Source organism: Amycolatopsis sp. lyj-23, assembly GCF_046549135.1.
Taxonomy (GTDB): Bacteria; Actinomycetota; Actinomycetes; order Mycobacteriales; family Pseudonocardiaceae; genus Amycolatopsis.
This window is the reverse complement of record NZ_JAJPWN010000005.1, coordinates 552,829-571,739: the sequence shown is the minus strand read 5'-3', so window position 1 is coordinate 571,739 and position 18,911 is coordinate 552,829. Positions and strand designations below refer to the sequence as shown.

At 72.6% G+C, this 18,911-nt stretch carries 18 protein-coding genes; 5 read left to right on the top strand and 13 right to left on the bottom strand.

Going from position 1 to position 18,911, the window contains the following annotated elements; genetic code table 11:
• Nucleotides 1-71 precede the first annotated feature (71 nt).
• A complete protein-coding gene (locus tag ACLJPY_RS15325; protein WP_410589043.1) occupies nt 72-395 on the top strand; it encodes a hypothetical protein in 324 nt (107 codons plus the stop codon).
• A 3-nt stretch (nt 396-398) separates the two neighbouring features.
• Here the strand turns inward: ACLJPY_RS15325 and sthA are convergent, their stop codons facing one another.
• From sthA to ACLJPY_RS15300, 5 genes are all read right to left on the bottom strand, one after another.
• Complete coding sequence (sthA, locus tag ACLJPY_RS15320) at nt 399-1,808, bottom strand: Si-specific NAD(P)(+) transhydrogenase (RefSeq protein ID WP_410589042.1); 1,410 nt, start codon at nt 1,806-1,808, stop codon at nt 399-401.
• Nucleotides 1,809-1,895: 87 nt separating this feature from the next.
• Nucleotides 1,896-3,203: a glutamine synthetase gene (locus ACLJPY_RS15315; RefSeq protein ID WP_410589041.1), complete on the bottom strand. Its 1,308-nt coding sequence runs from the start codon at nt 3,201-3,203 to the stop codon at nt 1,896-1,898.
• The gene (locus ACLJPY_RS15310) at nt 3,200-4,930 is read right to left on the bottom strand and encodes an IucA/IucC family protein (protein WP_410589040.1); all 1,731 of its coding nucleotides are present in this window, start codon (nt 4,928-4,930) and stop codon (nt 3,200-3,202) included. Before ACLJPY_RS15310 ends, ACLJPY_RS15315 begins: the two co-directional genes overlap by 4 nt.
• Complete coding sequence (locus ACLJPY_RS15305; RefSeq protein ID WP_410589038.1) at nt 4,927-6,204, bottom strand: lysine N(6)-hydroxylase/L-ornithine N(5)-oxygenase family protein; 1,278 nt, start codon at nt 6,202-6,204, stop codon at nt 4,927-4,929. The genes ACLJPY_RS15310 and ACLJPY_RS15305 overlap by 4 nt, the downstream gene beginning before the upstream one ends.
• Complete coding sequence (locus tag ACLJPY_RS15300; protein WP_410589037.1) at nt 6,201-7,745, bottom strand: pyridoxal phosphate-dependent decarboxylase family protein; 1,545 nt, start codon at nt 7,743-7,745, stop codon at nt 6,201-6,203. Before ACLJPY_RS15300 ends, ACLJPY_RS15305 begins: the two co-directional genes overlap by 4 nt.
• A 144-nt stretch (nt 7,746-7,889) precedes the next feature.
• On the opposite strand from ACLJPY_RS15300, the gene ACLJPY_RS15295 reads away from it, so the two are divergent.
• Both ACLJPY_RS15295 and crcB read left to right on the top strand, forming a co-directional pair.
• On the top strand, nt 7,890-8,291 hold the full coding sequence (locus ACLJPY_RS15295) for a fluoride efflux transporter FluC (protein ID WP_410589035.1): 402 nt from the start codon (nt 7,890-7,892) through the stop codon (nt 8,289-8,291).
• A 58-nt stretch (nt 8,292-8,349) separates the two neighbouring features.
• The gene (gene crcB, locus ACLJPY_RS15290) at nt 8,350-8,724 is read left to right on the top strand and encodes a fluoride efflux transporter CrcB (protein WP_410589033.1); all 375 of its coding nucleotides are present in this window, start codon (nt 8,350-8,352) and stop codon (nt 8,722-8,724) included.
• Here crcB and ACLJPY_RS15285 read toward each other — a convergent pair.
• Genes ACLJPY_RS15285 through ACLJPY_RS15260 form a run of 6 tightly spaced genes read right to left on the bottom strand, consistent with a single transcriptional unit; the run spans nt 8,721 to nt 13,875 of the window.
• Nucleotides 8,721-9,098 (bottom strand): hypothetical protein, encoded by a 378-nt coding sequence (locus tag ACLJPY_RS15285; protein WP_410589031.1) that lies wholly within the window; start codon nt 9,096-9,098, stop codon nt 8,721-8,723. The two genes, crcB and ACLJPY_RS15285, sit on opposite strands and share 4 nt — an antisense overlap.
• A gap of 56 nt (nt 9,099-9,154) precedes the next feature.
• Complete coding sequence (locus ACLJPY_RS15280; protein WP_410589030.1) at nt 9,155-10,105, bottom strand: LLM class F420-dependent oxidoreductase; 951 nt, start codon at nt 10,103-10,105, stop codon at nt 9,155-9,157.
• The gene (locus tag ACLJPY_RS15275) at nt 10,102-12,201 is read right to left on the bottom strand and encodes a prolyl oligopeptidase family serine peptidase (protein WP_410589029.1); all 2,100 of its coding nucleotides are present in this window, start codon (nt 12,199-12,201) and stop codon (nt 10,102-10,104) included. The genes ACLJPY_RS15280 and ACLJPY_RS15275 overlap by 4 nt, the downstream gene beginning before the upstream one ends.
• A gap of 20 nt (nt 12,202-12,221) precedes the next feature.
• Complete coding sequence (locus ACLJPY_RS15270) at nt 12,222-13,073, bottom strand: PPK2 family polyphosphate kinase (protein WP_410589027.1); 852 nt, start codon at nt 13,071-13,073, stop codon at nt 12,222-12,224.
• Nucleotides 13,074-13,090: 17 nt separating this feature from the next.
• Nucleotides 13,091-13,558, bottom strand: coding sequence for an SRPBCC family protein (locus ACLJPY_RS15265; RefSeq protein WP_410589025.1), 468 nt, complete (start codon nt 13,556-13,558; stop codon nt 13,091-13,093).
• Nucleotides 13,555-13,875 (bottom strand): ArsR/SmtB family transcription factor, encoded by a 321-nt coding sequence (locus ACLJPY_RS15260; RefSeq protein ID WP_410589024.1) that lies wholly within the window; start codon nt 13,873-13,875, stop codon nt 13,555-13,557. The genes ACLJPY_RS15265 and ACLJPY_RS15260 overlap by 4 nt, the downstream gene beginning before the upstream one ends.
• A 144-nt stretch (nt 13,876-14,019) precedes the next feature.
• On the opposite strand from ACLJPY_RS15260, the gene rocD reads away from it, so the two are divergent.
• On the top strand, nt 14,020-15,252 hold the full coding sequence (gene rocD, locus ACLJPY_RS15255; RefSeq protein ID WP_410589022.1) for an ornithine--oxo-acid transaminase: 1,233 nt from the start codon (nt 14,020-14,022) through the stop codon (nt 15,250-15,252).
• Between the two features lie 329 nt (nt 15,253-15,581).
• Entirely contained in the window at nt 15,582-16,931 is a 1,350-nt protein-coding gene (locus ACLJPY_RS15250) for a DUF2252 domain-containing protein (RefSeq protein ID WP_410589021.1), read from the top strand.
• Nucleotides 16,932-16,965: 34 nt separating this feature from the next.
• Here ACLJPY_RS15250 and ACLJPY_RS15245 read toward each other — a convergent pair whose 3' ends face one another.
• Both ACLJPY_RS15245 and ACLJPY_RS15240 read right to left on the bottom strand, forming a co-directional pair.
• A complete protein-coding gene (locus ACLJPY_RS15245; protein ID WP_410589019.1) occupies nt 16,966-17,736 on the bottom strand; it encodes an ABC transporter permease in 771 nt (256 codons plus the stop codon).
• Entirely contained in the window at nt 17,733-18,842 is a 1,110-nt protein-coding gene (locus ACLJPY_RS15240; protein ID WP_410589017.1) for a serine hydrolase domain-containing protein, read from the bottom strand. The genes ACLJPY_RS15245 and ACLJPY_RS15240 overlap by 4 nt, the downstream gene beginning before the upstream one ends.
• Nucleotides 18,843-18,911: the final 69 nt, after the last annotated feature.

Here is an 18,911-nt window from a genome sequence, read left to right as displayed (position 1 = left end):
CGTCCCCTCAACCGGCTCTTCCCGGCCGGCGTGGGCGGAGTGACCCAGCCATCCACCGAAAGGCAGGACCCATGACCTGTCGAACCGCGAAGATCCTGCTCGCCGCGACGCTGACGGCCGCCGGGTTGTCCATCGCTGTGGCATCCCCCGCCGCCGCGGCGCCCGCGTACTGCACCGCCTCCCAGTCCGGCAACGGGACCACCGCCTACTGCTACGCCTCCGCTTCCGGCACGCAGTTCCGCGCCGTGGCCTACTGCCGCTACCTGACGCCCAGCGGCAGCTTCGACTACTCGAACTTCTACGGCCCGTGGCGGACGCAGGGCGACCCCCTCCACTCCACGGTGGTCTGCGGCGCCGGGTGGAGCTTCGTCAGCGCCAACGCCCAGGTGCGGTGACGCTCAGGAGAAGCGTTCCAGCGCCCGGATCTTGTTGGTCGCGTCCAAGGCCGCCACCTTGTACGCCTCCGACAGGGTCGGGTAGTTGAACACCGCGTCCACCAGGTAGTCGACCGTGCCACCGCAGCCCATCACCGCCTGTCCGATGTGGACCAGGTCGGTCGCGCCCGTGCCGAACACGTGGACGCCCAGCAGCTTCCGGTCCGTCGTGGACACCAGGAGCTTCAGCATGCCGTAGCTGTCCCCCGTGATCTGGCCGCGCGCCAGCTCGCGGTAGCGGGCGATGCCGACCTCGTACGGCACCGACGACGACGTCAGCTGGGCCTCGGTCGACCCGACGTAGGAAATCTCCGGGATCGTGTAGATACCGATCGGCTGCAGCGCGCCCAGTTCGTGCGCCGGTTCGCCGAACGCGTGGTACGCCGCGAGCCTGCCCTGGTCCATCGACGTCGCCGCCAGGGCCGGGAAGCCGATCACGTCGCCGACCGCGTAGATGTGCGGGACCGCCGTCCGGTAGTTCTCGTCGACCACCAGCCGGCCGCGCTCGTCCGCGGCCAGGCCCGCCGCCTCCAGGTTGAGCTCCGCGGTCATGCCCTGGCGGCCGGCGGAGTACATGACGCCGTCGGCCGGGATGCGCTTGCCGCTGACCAGGGTCGTGATGGTCGCGTGGTCGGACACCGCCACGTCCGCGACCTTCTCGCCGAAGCGGAACGTGACGCCGAGGTCACGCAGCTGGAACTTGAGCGACTCGACGATCTCCGGGTCGCAGAAGTCGAGCATGTGGTCGCGCTGTTCGACCACGGTGACCCGCGAGCCGAGGGCGGCGAACATCGACGCGTACTCGATCCCGATCACCCCGGCACCCACCACGACCAGCGACGACGGGATCTGCTCGAGCCGCAGGATCTCGTCGGAGTCCAGCACGCGAGCGGCGTCGAAGTCCACCTGCTTGGGCCGCGCGGGCCGGGTGCCGGTGGCGATCACGACGTGGTCGGCCGACAGCGTCCGCCGGTCGCCGCGGTGGCGGCCGTCGACCACCACGGTGTGCGGGTCGGCGAAGGAAGCGGTGCCGTCGATCAGGTCGACGTGGTTGCGCATCAGCTGCGCGCGCACGACCTGGACCTCGCGCCCGACGACGTGCTGGGTGCGGGCGAGCAGGTCGGCGATGGTGATGTCCTGCTTGACGCGGTAGCTGGCGCCGTACAGCTCCCGCTGGTTCATGCCGGTCAGGTAGAGCACGGCTTCGCGCAGCGTCTTGGACGGGATCGTGCCGGTGTTGACGCACACCCCGCCGACCATGTCGTGCCGGTCGACGACCGCCACCTTCTTGCCGAGCTTCGCCGCGGCGATCGCGGCCTTCTGCCCGCCGGGGCCCGAACCGATGACGATGAGGTCGTACTCGTGCTCGCTCACGACGTCGAGCCTGCGCACCCGGCGCTCCGCGCGCAACCCCCAGCCGGTGAAGATCCGCGCACGGCCCGCCCCGGCCCGGGCGCCCGCTCAAGCCCGCAGCGCACCCCGGAGCCGCTGGAAATCGGTCACGGAGTCCAGCCCGGCCTCGATCTCTTCGCTCAACATCGCCGCCAGCTGGGCGGCCACATCGGCCCCGAGCAACTCCCCCACCCGATCCATCAGCGACCGGGCTTCCCAAGGCGACGCGGCCAGCGAACCGACCGTCACCCCGGGCTCCGGCGGCGTCAGCCCCTCCTCCAGCCCGAACCGCCCGGCGGCCAGCAACGCGGCCACGACGAGATGCGGCTGGGCGTCGGCCCCGGCGAACCGGAACTCCAGCCGACGCCCCGACGCGGGTCCGGCCACCCGCACCGACGCGGTCCGGTCGTCGTGCCCCCACCGAACCTCCCGCGGCGAAAACGGCGCGGTCCGCAGCCGGACGTAGGAGTTCCAAGTCGGCGCGAACACCGCGGTCAACGCCCGCGCGTCACGAAGCACACCGGCGAGAAACCCACCCAGCAGATCCGGTTCCGAACCATCCACGGCGGACAACGACAGGTGCACGTGCCCGGAGTTCCCCTGCCCCGGCTCCGGCGCCGCCAGGTAGTCCGCGGTGACCCCGTGCCGCGCGGCCACCCGGCGCACCACGAGCTGCTGAAGCAGCACATCATCACAGGCAGCCAACGCATCCCGGTGTCGCAGCACGATCTCGTACTGCCCCGGATGGCACTCGGCCCGGGCGGACTCGACCCCGAGCCCGGCGTCGGCCAGCTCCTTCCGCAGATCACCCAGCAGCGGCGCCAGCCGTTCGGTACCACCGACCGCGTAGTCGACACCGTGCGCGGTGAGGGGCACGCCGTGAGCGTCCCGGAAGACGACCTCGTGCTCGATCCCCACCGACGGCACGACCCCCAACCCCTCCAGCGCGGCGAGCTGCGTCCGCAGCACCTCCCGCGGCGCGAGCTCCGCAGCGGATCCGGACGGCCATCCGGCGTCGCCGACCACCGCCCAAGTCCGCTCCCCCAGCGGGATCGCCGAAGCCGCATCCGGCCGCACCCGGAGATCCCCGAACCCTTCGAGGTAGCCGCCGAGCACACCGGACGCCGGCAGCGGATCCCGCGACGGCGTCCACGCGAAGACGTAGCTGCACACGCCATAACCGTCGTCGAGCACCGAAGCGGCGAACGGCGCAGCGAGCTCCACCGCGGCGAACCGCGCGTGCGGATCGGGCACCAGCAGAAGCAGCCGAGCCCCCTCCTCGACGAGCAGCCCCCGCAGCACGGCCTCCCCGGCCACGGCCGCCGCGCGCCGGGCGGCCAGCGACCGCGGGCCGACCGGACGCGCGAACGGCGTCACCAGGCGCCGCCCGGATCCGGGGCGTGCAGCGGGTTCGGCACCCGGCCCCACCGGACGTCGAATTCGTCGTCGCGTTCGACCTTGTCGAAGCCCTGACCGGCGAAGTGCTCCCGGTTGAGCGTCACGCGCTCGACGTCCGGGGCGAACAGGCGGCAGGCGTCGAAGCGCGCGGCCACATCCGGGTTCTCGTCGCGGTAGCGGCCGACGACCTCCCGGACCGGCGCCCAGAAGGCCGCCCGCGGCAGGCCGAGCTCGTCGAGCAGGAGCTCGGCCCAGAACCGGAACTGGCCGGAGAACACCGAGCTGAACAGCGACTGCGCGAGCAGGTGCGCGGGCCAGCGCAGCATGTCCGATGCCGCTTCGGGGGGCAGTGACGCGTAGCTTTCGAGCTGCTCGTCGAGCAGGTCGACCCCCTGGGCGAAGTCCTTGATGAGCACCCGCTGCGGCCGGCCGGCCGCGTCGACGACCAGGACGAGGTTCTGGCCGTGCGGGCAGAAGCCGACGCCGTGGCGCAGCAGCCACTGCAGCAACGGCGTGAGCAGGAGGTCGAACAGCCTCATCAGCCACGCAGCCGGGTCGCCGCCGCCGATCAGGTGCGCCAGCACCGAGCCGCCGTCCGGACCGCGGTAGGGCAGGGCCGCGAACGAGATCGCGCGCTCCCCGGCCGCGAGCCGGATGGGCTCGCGCCACAGCGCGCCCAGCGTCTCGTGGAACCGGTACGGCAGCTCTTCGAGGTGCCCGAACAGCGGGTGCCGGACCGAGACGCTCGCGACCTCGCCGAGCAGCCCGAACCGGTACTCCTGCGTCAGCAGCGGATCGGCCGCGCCGATCCGGCGCAGCCACGTCGTGACCGACGGCCCGGCGAGCGTGGCCGCCGAGTTGAGCCCGCGGTAGACGAGCGTGTTCCGCACGGACACGGCGGTCTTGACGTCGTGGCGGCCGGGCGTGCTCACGTTGGCCAGCGTCCGGACGGTCTGGTGCGGCCGGTAGGCGTCGGCGCTCTCGCCGAGGTCGATCACGACCCCGGTGGCGAGCTCGGCGGCGTAGAGGGTGCCGAGGATCTCGTCGGCCTGCCACGGGTGCACGGGCACCCAGACGTAGTCCTCGGGCGCCTTCGCGGCGAACTCGGGGCGCAGCTCGCCGAGTTCCGCGTCCAGCAGCGCGTCCCGGCTCAGCTCGCCGACGCAGCGGAATTCGGCGTGCCCGGGGTGGACGGCGAACCAGCGCAGCCGGATGTCCTCGCCCGCTTCCGGAGCGTACCGGGCCCGGTCGCGCGCGGAGAATCCCACGCGGCCCTTGTTCAGCACGAGCCGCGGGTGGCCGGTGAGGTGGCCGTCCGCGAGGTTGTAGTCCATCGTGGACAGTGCGGCCGCGGTCGGCGCGCAGCGCAGGCGGGCGGCCTCGTTGGCGACCGTCGAGGTCAGCTCGGCGAGCACGTCGGCCAGCCGCAAGCCGCTCAGGCCCAGCACTTCGCGGGCGTCGACGACGAGGGTGCGCGGGTCGTCGGCCGGCTCGCCGGACCGGCGGGCACTGCCCGGTTCGACCGTCCAGGCGTCGAACGCCCCGCGCCGGGCCCGGAACGTGTAGGTGGCGCCGGGCAGTTCCAGCCGGTATTCCTCGCCGTCGGCGACCGGCTCCAGCATGTGCTCGTAGGACAGTTCACCGAGCATCTTGTGCGTGATCAGGGCGCCGGCCGCGCGCCAGGCGGCCGCCTCGTCGAGGGTCACAGGTCCTCCAGGCCGAACGTGGTGAACGCGGTGCGGTCGGGCAGTTCGTGCACGGTCTTGCCGCAGACGGCGTTGAGGATCACGGCCGCCCGCCACGCGCCGAGGCCGAGGTCGGGAGCGCCGGGCCCGTGGGTGTGCCGTTCGGCGTTCTGCACGAACAGCGAGCCGGGCAGGTCGAGCGCGACGCGGTAGTCGGCGCCGACTTCGAGGCGGCCGCGCCGGTCGCGGCCGACGGCGTCGCCGAGCCCGGCCAGCAGGGGCCCGGTCGGCGCCTCGGCGTACCCGGTGGCCGCGACGACGGCGGCGGTGCGCACGGTGGCGCTGCGGCCCTGCTGCGCGTGCCGGACGCCGAGTTCGACCTGTCCCTCCACAGTGGACGCCGAGACGACTTCGACGCCCGGTGTCAGCACCGCTCCCGGCGGGCCGGTGATGCTGCGGCGGTAGAGCTCGTCGTGGATGGCGCCGATCGTTTCGGTGTCGATGCCCTTGTAGAGCTGCCACTGCGCGGGCAGGAGCCGGTCGCGGACCGCTTCGGGCAGGCCGTGGAAGTACGCGGTGTAGTCCGGCGTGAACTGCTCGAGGCCGAGTTTCGAGTACTCCATCGGCGCGAACGCGGGCGTCCGGGCGAGCCAGCGCAGTCCGTCCACAGTGGAGCGGCTGCGCAGGAGGTCGAGGACGACTTCCGCGCCCGACTGCCCGGACCCGACGACCGTGACGCTCTCGGCGGTGAGGAGTTCGTCGCGGCGCGTCAGGTAATCGGCGGAGTGCACGGCCAGCACGCCCGGATCGGCGACGAGGTCGCGCAGCGGCTCCGGCACCGACGGCACCGAGCCGACGCCGAGCACGACGTTGTCCGCGAGCACCGGCTCCTGGCCCGCGATCGTGAGCTCGAAGGCGTCGCCCACCCAGCGGATGCCGGTCACCTCGTGCCCGAAGTGGCACGACGGCAGCCGCGCGGCGGCCCAGCGGCCGTAGTCGTCGTACTCCACGCGCGGCGGGTGGAACCGCTCGGCGAAGTAGAACGGCAGCAGCCGGCCGCGGTCGCGCAGGTAGTTGAGGAAGGAGAACGGGTTCGTCGGGTCGACCAGCGTCACCAGGTCGGCGAGGAACGGCACCTGCAGCGTCGCGCCTTCGACGAGCAGGCCGGGGTGCCAGCGGAACTCCGGGCGCGCGTCGAAGAAGACGGCGTCGAGGCCGTCGACGGCGGTGGCCAGGGCCGCGAGCGAGAGGTTGAACGGCCCGATCCCGACCCCGGCGAGGTGGTGGCGCCTCACGAAGCGACCGGGCTTTCCCGGCCGGCGACGAGCTCGGCGCCGGCGGTGGCGACGATCCGGTCCAGCAGCGGGAGGTAGTCGGCGGCGGCGGTGTGCGGGTGCAGCAGCGTCAGCTTGAGCCACAGCTGGTTCGCCCCGCCGGGCCCGGTCGGCAACGCGGCCCGGCCGATGACGGCGGTCCCGGCCTCCAGCAGCGCCCGCCGGACGCGCGCGACGAGCTCGTCACCGCCCGTCTCGTCGGCGACGGCCGGCCGCAGGACCACTGTGGACAGTTCGGGCGCGCCCCACAGCCGCAGGCCGGGGTGGTCCTCGACGTGCCGGGCGAGGTCGGTGGCGGTGGCGCAGCAGCGTTCGACGAGCGCGCCGAGGCCCTCGGTGCCGAGTGCGTGCACGGTGACGGCCATCCGGAAGGCGTCCGGCCGCCGGGACGTCCGGATCGAGCGGCCGAGCAGGTCCGGCAGGCCGGCTTCGGTGTCGTCGTCGGCGTTGAGGTATTCGGCGCGGACGGTGAGCGCCCCGAGGTCGCCGGCCTCGCGGGCGGCGAAGAGCCCGGCGGCGACCGGCTGCCAGCCGAACTTGTGCAGGTCGAGAGCGACGGAGTCGGCTTGTTCGAGACCGGCGAGCTTGGCCTTGAGGGTGTCGCTGCAGAGCGCCATGCCGCCGTATGCGGCGTCGACGTGCAGGCGGGCCCCGTGGTCGCGGCAGATCCGGGCGATTTCCGGCAGCGGGTCGAGGGTGCCGGTGTTGGTGGTCCCGGCGGTGGCGACGACGACGCAGCCCGGGGTGAGGATCTCGTCGAGGGCGTCGGGCAGCAGCCGGTCGCCTTCGCAGGGGACGACGATCGGGGCGGGCAGCCCGAGCAGCCAGGCGGCGCGGGCGACGCTGTGGTGGGCGTTGGCCCCGCAGACCGGCTGGAGGACGCCGTTTTCGCGGGCTAAGAGGAGGCCGAGGAGGTTGGATTCGGTACCGCCGGTGGTCACGACGGCATCGGGGTCCTCGGCGTCCGGGTAGCACAACCGGGCGATCCCGGTGGTGAACTCGCGTTCGAGTTCGCTGGCGACGGGCGCTTGGTCCCAGGAGTCCATGGAGGGGTTGAGCGCCCCGGCGACGACATCGGCGGCCACGGAGACGGCCAGGGGCGGGCAGTGCAGGTGGGCAGCACAGGCGGGATCGGCCGGATCGGCGGACCCGGCGGCGAGGAGCCGGCTGAGCTGCTCCAGCGCGGCTTCGGCCCCGATCCCGCGGCGGGGCAGGGCGCCGCGACCGGAGGGTGCCGGCGAGCCGCTTTGCCCCGCTTCGGGGAGCACACCATGGTCCGGTTCACCGCCCTCGGCGGCCGTCGCGGACTCGCGGGGCCCAGCCGTCTGGCCGGGCTCGCCACGCTCCGCGACCAGCGCCGCCGCCACCGCGGCCGGCCCGCCGGCCGGCACCGGGCCGCCGCGTTCCGCCACGCCCGCCGCCATCGCGCGCAGGGCCACCGGGATCAGCTCGCCGAGCCGGTCCGCGCCGCCGTTGCCCCCGGCCAGGCCGTCTGCCCGCATGTACCCGCCTTCCTTAGGATTGCCTTGCCTACGCCGAGCCACAGTACGGCGACCGGCCGCTGCCTGTCACCCGGTCTCGTCCCAGCATGCTCGACCGGGTGGCGGGGACGCGTCGGCCATCGGGAGTAGGTTCACCGCGAGGAGGTGATCAGCGTGCCCCGGTGGGACGTCCTGGCGGCGATCGGCGCGGGCGGCGCGCTCGGCAGCCTCGCCCGCTACGGCCTGTCCACGGCGATCCCGCACGCGCGCGGCGAGTTCGCCGTCGCGACGCTGCTCACCAACGTCCTCGGCTGTCTGCTCATCGGCGTCCTGATGGCCGTCCTGACGACCACCGCCCGCCCCCACCACCTCCTCCGGCCGTTCCTCGGCATCGGGATCCTCGGCGGCTTCACGACGTTCTCGACGTTCGTCACCGACACCCTCGACGCGGCGACGACCGGCCGTCTCGTGGAATCCTTGGCGTACGTGGCCGCGTCGGTGGTCCTGTGCCTGATGGCGGTGGCGGCCGGTCTCGCGGCAACGCGTGCGGCGCGAAAGGGACGCTGATGGAAGGACCTGCCACCCGCCTGACGATCTACCTGGGCGAATACATGGGGCGGGCGGAGTGACGCTGGTCTTGGTGGCCCTCGGCGGCGCGGCGGGCTCGATCCTGCGCTACCTGACGGACCTTCGCGTGCAGCGGTGGCGTGACTCGCCGTTCCCGTTCGGCACGCTGACGGTGAACATCGCCGGCTCGTTCATCCTCGGCTTCCTGAGCGGCTGGCTCCTGCACGGCGCAGAGCCGTCATCGGTGCGCGCGCTGGTGGCGGTCGGCTTCTGCGGAGGGCTGACGACGTTCTCGACGTTCGGCTACGAGACGGTCCGGCTGTTCCTGGAGAAGACGCGGCTGTACGCGGTGGTGAACGTGGTGGTCACCGTGCTCGCCGGCCTGGCTTCGGGTGCCCTCGGGCTCGTGCTGGCCACCGGCGTCTTCGCTTAGCGGTCCGGACGCCGCATCCGTCGCTGCACCCGGCCGAGCGCCTCGTCCAGCCGCTTCGCTTGGCCGCCTTCGCGGCCCGCGCGGTAGTCGAGCTTCCACTCGACGTACTCGGCCAACGGGGTGTCGGCCCACTTGCGCTTCACCCGGGGGCGCCTGCGCAGCAGCCGCAGCTCGGCCGCCTCGGCGCGGGCTTCGTCGGGCGCCCCGGTCGCGGCCCGCAGGGCGAGGCTCTCCCGCGCGCGGTTGGCGCGGCGGGCGAACGCCTTGCTGCGCGGCAGGTTCTTGCGCGTCGACTTGGCGTTCTCGCCGTAGGCGTCGCGGCGGTCCTTCAGGTAGCTGAGCCGCTTCTTCTCCTGCGGCGACTTCCTTCTCATCCGATCCCTCCTCCGGGGTCAGGAAACACCCCGCCCCGGAGGAAGGCAACGCAATATCAGCGCGGCGCCAGACCGCGCACCTGCTCGAACGGGTCCTCACCCGTGGGCAGCAGCGCGATGATCGGCGTCGTCAGCCCGTTGTCCACATAGGACTGCACCTGCTCGCGGCACGACTCGACGCTCCCGTGGATCACCAGCTCGTCCACCACCGAGTCCGGGATCACCTGGTTCGCCTTCTGCCGGTCCCCGGCCGCCCACGCCTCGTGCATCGGGGCCAGCGCCTCCCCGCGGCCGAGCCACTCGTGGAACGCCGCGTACACCGGGACCGTCAGGTAGCTCGAGATCAGCATCCGGCCCAGGCCGCGGGCCGCCTCCGCGTCCTCCGTCGGGCAGACGAAGATGCGGGCCGCCAGCTCGACGTCCGGGCCGACGACGGACCGCACGCGAGGGACGTCCGACGCCGCCAGCCAGTTCGTGATCGCGCCGTCCGCTTCGCGCGCGGCCAGGCGCAGCATGCCCGGGCGCAACGCCGCCAGCATGATCGACGGCGGTGGGTCGGCCGGGCGCTCCAAACGGAACTTCGACACCGCGAACGTTTCGTACTTTTCGGTCACCTTCTCCCCCGCCAGCGCCGTGCGCAGGAAGCGCAGCGTGTCGCGGGAGCGGGCGAACGGCTCGTCGAAGGACGCCGCGTTCCACTGCGACACGATCACCGGGGACGACGCGCCGATGCCCAGCACGAACCGGCCCGGGGCCAGCTCCGCCACCGTTGCCGCCTGCATCGCCAGCAGGCCGGGGCCGCGCGTGTACACCGGGACGATCGCCGTGCCCAGCCGCAGCTGCGGGGCCCACTGCGACGCCAGCACCAGCGGCGTGAACGCGTCCGTGCCCGCCGTCTCGGCCGTCCACGCATCCGTGTAACCCAGGTCCGGCAGCTGTTCCACCAGCTCGCGGTGCGCCGTCAGCGGCACTCCGGTGAGCGGGATCGTGAGGCCCCAGCGACTCATGCGGTCTCCTTTTCGACGGCCGACAGTTCACGCAGGAGCCAGTCCACCTGCGTGCGCATCAGGTTCTCCGCGACCTCTTCGGCCTGCGGTGTCATGTGGGTGGCGCCCGCCAGCGGCAGGAAGACGTGCGGCCGCCCCTTCGCCAGCAACGCCGACGACAACCGGAGCGCGTGGGCGACGAACACGTTGTCGTCGGCCAGCCCGTGCACGATCAGCAGCGCCCGGCTCAGCTCGCCCGCGCTCTCGATCAGCGAGTTGTGCGCGTAGCTTTCGACCTCGTCCTCCGGCTTGCCGAGGTACCGCTCGGTGTAGTGCGTGTCGTACAACGACCAGTCCGTGACCGGCGCGCCCGCGACCGCCGCGTGGAAGACGTCCGGCCGCCGCAGCACCGCCAGCGCCGACAGGTACCCGCCGTAGGACCAGCCGCGGATCGCGACGCGCTCGGTGTCCAGCTCCGGGAACCGGGCCGCCGCCGCCTGCAGGGCGTCGACCTGGTCCTGCAGCGTGACGTCGGCGAGCCGCCCGTGGATCTCGCGCTCCCACACCGCGCCGCGGCCCGGCGTGCCGCGGCCGTCCGCGACGAGCACCGCGAAGCCCTGGTCGGCCAGCCACTGCGACGTCAGGAACGCGTTGCGGCTCTGCAGCACGCGCTGCGCGTGCGGGCCGCCGTACGGGTCCAGCAGCACCGGCAGCCTGCCTTCGCTCGGCTCGTACCCGCGCGGCAGCAGCAGCGCCGCGCGCAACCCACGCTCACCCAGCGTCAGCCAGGTCAGGTTCGGCACGATGTCCGGGTCCACAGTGGACGAATCGATCGTCGCGACCGGCGCGCCGTCCCGCAGCACCGAGACACGCGGTCCGCTGTGCTCCAGGCTCCACGACGAAAGCACGGTGACCGCGGCGGACCCGGCACCGACGTGCACGCCGTCCACAGTGGACAACCGTCGCACCGACGCACCCTCGGTCCGGAACACGTGGATCTGCGTCGGGTCGTCCTCGGAGGCGCTGAACAGGATTTCGGTGCCGACGTCGAGGACGGCCCGCAGCTGCAGCCCGGCCGGGGTGACGGCCTCGCCGCCGACGAAGAGCCGGTGGTCACCGTCGACCATGCCCTCGACGACCAGGCGGCCGTCGGGCGTCCACGCCGGGACGCCGCCGACGATGTCGATCCAGTGCTGGTCGGTGGCGGTGTGCACGACCGACGTCGTGCCGTCGGTGACGTCCACCGCGAGGACGTCCAGCCGCTTCTGGTCGCGCGGCTGCACGGCGAGCAGCGGCGCGCCGCCGGCCGACCAGTGCACCGAGGCCAGGTACTCCCAGTCGCCCGGCGCGACGTCGACGCGCGAGCCGTCCAGGCCGAGGACCGCCAGCGAGACGAGGGCGTTCGTGGTGCCCGCGGCCGGGTAGGCGACGACGTTGGCCGGGTTCTGCGGGTTGGCCGGGTCGGCGATGGTCCAGCGCGGGACCGGGCCGCGGTCGGAGCGCTCGGCCAGGATGCTGCGGCCGTCGGGCGCCCACCAGTAGCCGCGGGTGCGGTCCATCTCCTCGGCGGCGATGAACTCGGCGAGGCCCCAGGCGACGTCCTCGCCGTCCTCCTCGACGAGCACGCGGTCGTCGCCGGTGGCCAGCTCCAGCACGTGCAGCCGCCGGTTCTGGACGTAGGCGACGTGCGTGCCGGCCGGGCTGGGCCGCGGGTCGATGACCGCGCCGCCGACGCGCAGCGTCACCTCGCCCGAAGCGAGGTCCAGCGTGTACAGCTTGCCCGAGAGCGAGAACACCGCGACGGTGAAGGCCGCGTCGACGCCGTAGTGCACGACGCCGCCGCCGGTCTCGCGCGCCCGCTCGCGCCGCGCGCGCTCTTCGGCGGGCAGCTCCTCCTCGCCGGGCAGCAGCTCGGCGGCGTCGACCAGCTTCGTCTCGGCGCCGGTGGCCAGGTCCGCCGACCAGAGGCTGTGCCGGGGGTCGGTGCCCGACTCCGCGCGCAGGAACAGCACGCGGGAGCCGTCCGGGGCGACCCGGAACTCCTTCGGCGCGCCGAGGGTGAAGCGCTGGGTCCGGGCCTGTTTGCGGAGGAACGGGAGGTCGTCGACATCGGTCACGCCCGCACTCTTCCAGACGGTCACGACCGGACGCCAACACCCTTCAGCTTGGCCAGTTCGGCGCCGACGTCGTAGTCCGGTTCCGGGAAGCGCGGCTCCAGGTCGGCGAGGGTTTCGATGAGCAGCTCGGCGACGGCCCAGTTGCGGTACCACTTGTGGTCGGCGGGCACCGCGTACCAGGGCGCGTGCGCGGTCGACGTCTTCTCGAAGATGCCGGCGTACGCCTTCGCGTAGGCCGGCCAGTGCGACCGCGCCTCCAAGTCGCCCGGGTTGTACTTCCAGCGCTTCTCCGGCGTGACGAGCCGGGCCTTCAGCCGCTTGAGCTGCTCCTCCGGCGAGATGTGCAGGAACACCTTGACGACCGTGGTCCCGGCGTCGGTCAGTTCCTGCTCGAACGCGTTCAGCTCGGCGTAGCGGCGACGGCGCTCTGCCCCGGTGAGCAGGCCGCTGACCTGCGGCACGAGGATGTCCTCGTAGTGCGAGCGGTCGAAGACGCCGATCTGGCCGGGCGCGGGCAGCTGCTTGCGGATCCGCCACAGGTACTCGTGCCGCTGCTCGGCCGCGGTCGGCTTCTTGAACGCCGCGTACCGCACGCCCATCGGGTTCACCAGACCGAGCACGTGGGAGACCGTGCCGCCCTTGCCGGAGGTGTCCATGCCCTGCAGCACGAGCAGCACCCGGCGGGTGCCCCCGCCGACACCCTCGGCGTAGAGCGCCTCCTGCAGCGCGGACAGCCGCTCGCCCGCGCTTTCCAGCCCGGCGAGGGCCTTGGCTTTCTTGCCGGGCCCGACCGGGGCCGACCCCGGGTCCGGCAGCTCACCGCCGACGCGCAGCGCGTCCCGGACCCGGCTTCCGTCGTGCTTCTTGGCCATCCGGAAAAACTACCCGTTCAGGCGGCGGCTTTCTCGGCGAACAATTTCAGCAGGGCGCCGTGCCCGCCTTCACCGGAGACGCCTTCGCGCACCTTCGCGCCGGTTTCGCCGTGCCGCTCGAAGCCGCGGTGCTCCAGCTCGACGCGGGTGGAGCGCGGCCCCTCCTCGATGAACCTGACCTCGATCTCGCTGGCGTGGGCCGGGTCCGGGTCGATCCGCCAGTCGCCGTCGATGCGCCAGGACAGGACCACCCGGGCGGGTGGCTCCCAGACGAGCACTTCGCCCCACTGGCACTCGGCGCCGTCGACGGTCCGCTCGTACCAGCGGCCGCCCGCCTTCGGCTCGAGGACGGCTTCGGCGAGGTCGCCTTCGCCGATGTGGTGCTGCCGCGGCCACCAGCTGTCGAAGGCCTCGGTGTAGGTCTTGAACGCGTGCTCGCGCGAGCAGGCGACGGTGATCGTCCTGCGGATCGGGTCCAGGCTCATGACTGCTCCTCCTCGGTTGCTTCCGCCAGGTCGGCGAAGGACTTCAGCGCGTCCGACCACATCCCGTCGAGGTAGGCGCGCAGAGCGGCGATCCCGGCCGGTTCCAGCCGGTAGAGCCGCTTGGTGCCGACGGCCCGGTCGGTGACCAGGCCGGCCGCCTTGAGCACCTTGAGGTGCTGGGACACGGCCGGGCGGCTGATCGGCAGGTCGGCGGCCAGCTCGCCGACCGCCCGCGGCCCGTCCCGCAGCGCTTCGAAGATCGCGCGGCGCGACGGGTCGGCGAGGGCGGCCAGCTGGTCACTTCCGTAAGTCGCCACGAACGGTAAGTTACGGCTTACCGATATCGCCGTCAACGGCCACGCATCGTTTCGGGGGTGTTAACGCGATATTGCGCAACGAACAACGGGTGAAAGCAACGATTCCCGGCTGAACTCTGCGTGTTCTGCCTCTAACCTGAACACATGACGACGTTCGCCGGCCGGGAGACCGCCGCCCCCACCGCCGCGAGCTTCATCGAGCTCGACGAGCGGTGGAGCACGCACAACTACCACCCGCTGCCCGTCGTGATCGCCGAAGCCTCCGGCGCCTCGGTGACCGACGTCGAGGGCCGGTCCTACCTCGACTTCCTGTCCGGCTACTCGGCGCTGAACTTCGGCCACCGCCACCCGGACCTGGTCGCCGCCGCCGTCGCGCAGCTCGGGCGCGTCACGCTGACGTCGCGGGCGTTCCACCACGACCAGCTGGGTCTGTTCTGCCGCGAGCTGGCCGAGCTGACCGGCACCGAACTGGTGCTTCCGATGAACTCCGGCGCCGAGGCCGTCGAGTCCGCGGTCAAGATCGCCCGCAAGTGGGCGCACCGGGTCAAGGGCGTGCCGGACGGCACCGCCGAGATCATCGTCGCCGGCTCGAACTTCCACGGCCGGACCACCACGATCGTGTCGTTCTCCACCGACGAGACCGCCCGCGCCGACTTCGGCCCGTTCACGCCGGGCTTCGTGACGGTGAAGTACGGCGACGCGGCCGCGCTGCGCGACGCGATCACGCCGCGCACCGCCGCGGTGCTGCTGGAGCCGGTGCAGGGCGAGGCCGGTGTCGTCGTGCCGCCGGAGGGCTACTTCGCCGACGTCCGGCAGGCGTGCGACGAGCAGAACGTGCTGCTGGTCGCCGACGAGATCCAGTCCGGGCTGGCCCGCACCGGCACGGTGCTGGCGCTGGACCACGAAGGCGTCCGCGCGGACGTCTACACCCTCGGCAAGGCCCTCGGCGGCGGCATCCTGCCGGTGTCCGCGGTGGCCGGCCGCCGGGACGTCCTGGGCGTGCTGAAGCCGGGCGAGCACGGCTCGACCTTCGGCGGCAACCCGCTGGCCTGCGCGGTCGGGCGGGCGGTCGTCAAGCTGCTGAACACCGGCGAGTTCCAGCAGCGCGCCACCGAACTGGGCGCCCACCTGCACACCCGGCTCACCGAGCTGATCGGCCACGGCCTGTCGGAGGTCCGCGGCCGCGGCCTGTGGGCGGGCATCGACATCGCCCCGGGCGGCCCGTCGGGCCGCGAGGCGTCGGAGGCGCTGGCGACGCGGGGCGTGCTGTGCAAGGAGACGCACGAGCGCACCCTGCGCGTCGCCCCGCCGCTGGTGATCACCCGCGAGGAGCTGGACCGCGGCATCGACGCCATCGCCGAGGTGATCCGCCACTGAGACCACCCGGACGCCGCCGGGTGAGCCTCCCGCCCCGGCGGCGTCCGGGAGCACAACGTCCCCTTCGGTCGTTGTGCCCGGCGCGCCGACCCGCCGGGTCGCCCTCGGCCGGATCACCGACCACGCCGCCACTGTCACCGAACCGGCAAGTACCCCCGTTCCCGCGCGGCCGCCACACTGGCCGGCGCCACCGAATGCCCTCCCGCCCCGGCGGCGTCCGCGAATACGACGTCCGGCGCCCGCCCCGGCGCGCCGATCCTCGAGAACCGCCCAGGTGCGCAAGCCGACCGTCCGGGAGCACAACGTCCCCTTCGGTCGTTGTGCCCGGTATGGGAGCAGGCGAACGCCCGCTGGTGGGCACCGGAAGCGTGACACCGGCCGAGCTGTACGAACAGGGGAAGCGGCTCCGGGAGAAGACGCCGGTCACGGCGCACGACCACGCGGCCGCGGCGGACGACCGGCCGAGCGCGAAGCAGTACTTCGAAGCCACCAACGCCGGTCGGCTGCCGGAGCTGGTGCAGCTGCGGCGGGAACGCATGCTGGCCTCGCCGTTCACCTTCTTCCGCGGCGCGGCCGGGCTGATGGGCGCCGACCTCGCCGGGACGCCGGACTCGGGCCTCACCGCGCAGCTCTGCGGGGACGCGCACGCGGCCAACTTCGGGCTCTACGGCACGCCCGAGGGCAAGATCGTGATGGACATCAACGACTTCGACGAGACCGTGCCGGGCCCGTGGGAGTGGGACCTCAAACGGCTCGCCGCCAGCCTCGTGCTCGCCGGGCGCGAAGGCGGCATCGGCGAGGCCGGCTGCCGCGAGGCCGCCGAAGACGCCGTCAAGTCCTACCGCCGGACCATCCGGGCGCTCGCCGAGCTGCCGTTCCTGCGCAGCTGGAACGCCCTGCCGGACTCCTCGGTGCTGTCGAAGGCCCGAGCCGGCGAGCTGATCGACGACTTCGCCGACGCCGCCGAGAAGGCCCGCAAGAACGACAGCGCGAAGGTCTCCGCGAAGTGGACCGAGCGCGTCGACGACCACGAAACGGGCCTGGCGCGCCACCGGTTCGTCGCGGATCCACCGATCCTCGTGCACGTCGACGCGAGAACCGCCGAGGCCGTCGCTGACGGCCTTGTGTCCTATGTGGACACGCTGCGCGAGTCGCGGCGCACGCTGATCGCGCGCTACCGGCTCGCCGACGTCGCCTTCCGGGTGGTCGGCACGGGCAGCGTGGGGCTGCGCAGCTACGTCGCCCTGCTGCACGGCAACGACGACGAAGACCTGGTGCTGCAGGTGAAACAGGCCCAGCGGCCCGCACTGGCGCCGCACCTCGGCCTGCCCGCCGCGCCGCACGAAGGGCAGCGCATCGTCGACGGCGCCCGGCTGGTCCAGGCCGAGACCGACATCCTCCTCGGCTGGACGACGATCGACGGCGTCCCGTTCATCGTCCGGCAGTTCCGCAACCTCAAGGGCGACATCGACCCGGCGCAGCTGGAGAAGGACCACCTCGACGACTACGGCAGGCTCGCCGGGGCCCTGCTCGCGCGCGCCCACACGCGGTCCCTGCACCCGAAACTGCTGGCGGGCTACTTCGCCGACGACTCGGAACTGGACGAAGCCATGGGCGCGTACGCCGTGCGCTACGCCGACCGGACGGAGGCCGACCACGCCGCCTTCTCGGCGACCTGACCGGACAGGAAACTGCGGCCCGGATCGCGACGGGTCAGGCGTCGCGGTTCTTCGCCGCGGTAACGGCCAAAGCGAGCAGCGCGAAGGCAACGGCGGCGAAGTAGCCCAGCGCCCAGCCCTGGGGCAGGGGTGAGGTGGACAACGACACCGGCCCTGCGCCGTGGGCGCTCTCGTTGGAGGCCCCGGTGCCGGTGAGGACCTTGGCGGCCACGTTGAACGGCATCCACTGGTAGATGTCCTTGCCGACACCCGGGACGAGCTGGACCAGTTTCTCCGCGGCGAGTGCGTAGCACAGCAACAGCGCGATCGCGCCGGCGCTGTGCCGGACCAGAACGCCCACCGCGACCGCGATCACGGCGGCCAGCGCGTAGAGAACGCCGACGCCGGTCACGTTGATCCAGTCCGCGGTGCTGTCCAGCGCGAGATCGGCACGCGGTTGCAGCAACCTCGCCACGAACCACGAGCCGAAGGCGCTGACCTCACCGATGGTCAAGCCGAGCAGGGCCACCACCACGGCCTTGGCGAGCACGGCGGGGCTTCGCCGCGGCACGGCCTGGAAAGTCGTGCGGATCGTGCCGAACCGGTATTCGGTGGTCACCGACAACGCGGCCAGCACCATGATCACGGCCACGCCGAAGTCGTAGCCGTACTGGGTCGAGGCAACGGTGGCGGTGAACTCGGCGTCTTCGCGGGTGCCGGCGATGAGGGCCGCGAGTCCGACGCTCAGCACCAGGGCGGTCAGCGCGCACCACCACGGCGAACGCGTGGAGAACAACTTGATGCGCTCGACGGCGAGCAGTGTCATGGGTTTTCCTGTCGGCAGAAGACGTCGTCGACGAGTTCGCGATAGCCCTGCTGCGGTGTCTGCCGGGTCGCGGTGGTCAGGGACAGCTGCAGGCGGATGTGCCCGTCGCGCGTGCTCGCCAGCAGGGTGTGGTAGCCGGGGACGTCACCGGTGTGGCCCCACACCCGGACGCCGCAGGACAGCACGTCGGTGCTCAGGCCCAGGCCGTAGGGGGCGTCGGCCGGGGACAACGTGGTCATGTCCGTGAGCTGGGCGGGTGCCAGCAGCCGGCCGCCGAACAAGGCGGCGGTGAAGGTGTCGAGGTCGGCGGTGGTGGAGATGATCTCGCCCGCCGCCCAGCCCACGGACGGGTTCATCGCGGTGACGTCGACGAGTGTCCCGGCACGCTGGGCGTAGCCGTGTGCGTGCGGTCCGGGGATGGCGGTGCGGTCCCCGGGCAGCGTGGTGCCGTGGAGGCCGAGGGGGCGGATGATCCGGTCCCGGACGGCGGTGGCCCATGATCGGCTGGTGAGGCCTTCGACGAGCAGGCCGGCGACGATGTAGTCGGTGTTGGAGTACTTCGACGCGGTGCCGGGCGGGAAGTTCAGCGGGTGGGCGGTGGCCATGGCCACCAGTTGCCGGGGCGCCCAGTGCCGCTGGAGCTCGGCGGGGTCGCCGGTGAGGTCGTCGGAGTAGTTGTACAGGCCGCTGCGGTGCTGCAGCAGCATGCGGACGGTGATCCGGTCCCCGTCGGGAAGCAGGCCGGGCAGGTACCGGGACACGGCGTCGTCGAGGGCGAGCCGCCCTTCGCCGACGAGTTGCAGGACGACGGTGGCGGTGAACGTCTTGGTGACGCTGGCGATCCGGAACCGCCCGTTCACCGGCACGCCTCGGGGGGCGCCGAGCCGCGCGACGCCGCTGCGGGCGGTGAACCGCCTACCGCCGACGGTGACGCCGACCTGGGCGCCCGCGGCTCCGCCGGCGGTCATCAGCTCCAGTGCCCGAGTGATCGCTCGAGGGTCGGGGCTGTCGGCGGCGTCGGCCGTTCCCGTGGCGGTGAGCGACAGCGCGGTGACACCGGCGACGAGCGACGCGGTGAACCTGGTTCCTGGTTGTCTCGACGACATCGTTCCCCCGATCGGTGAGGCACCAGTGTCGCGGCGATCCTCGGCCGGTACATCGGGGATGCTCCCTAG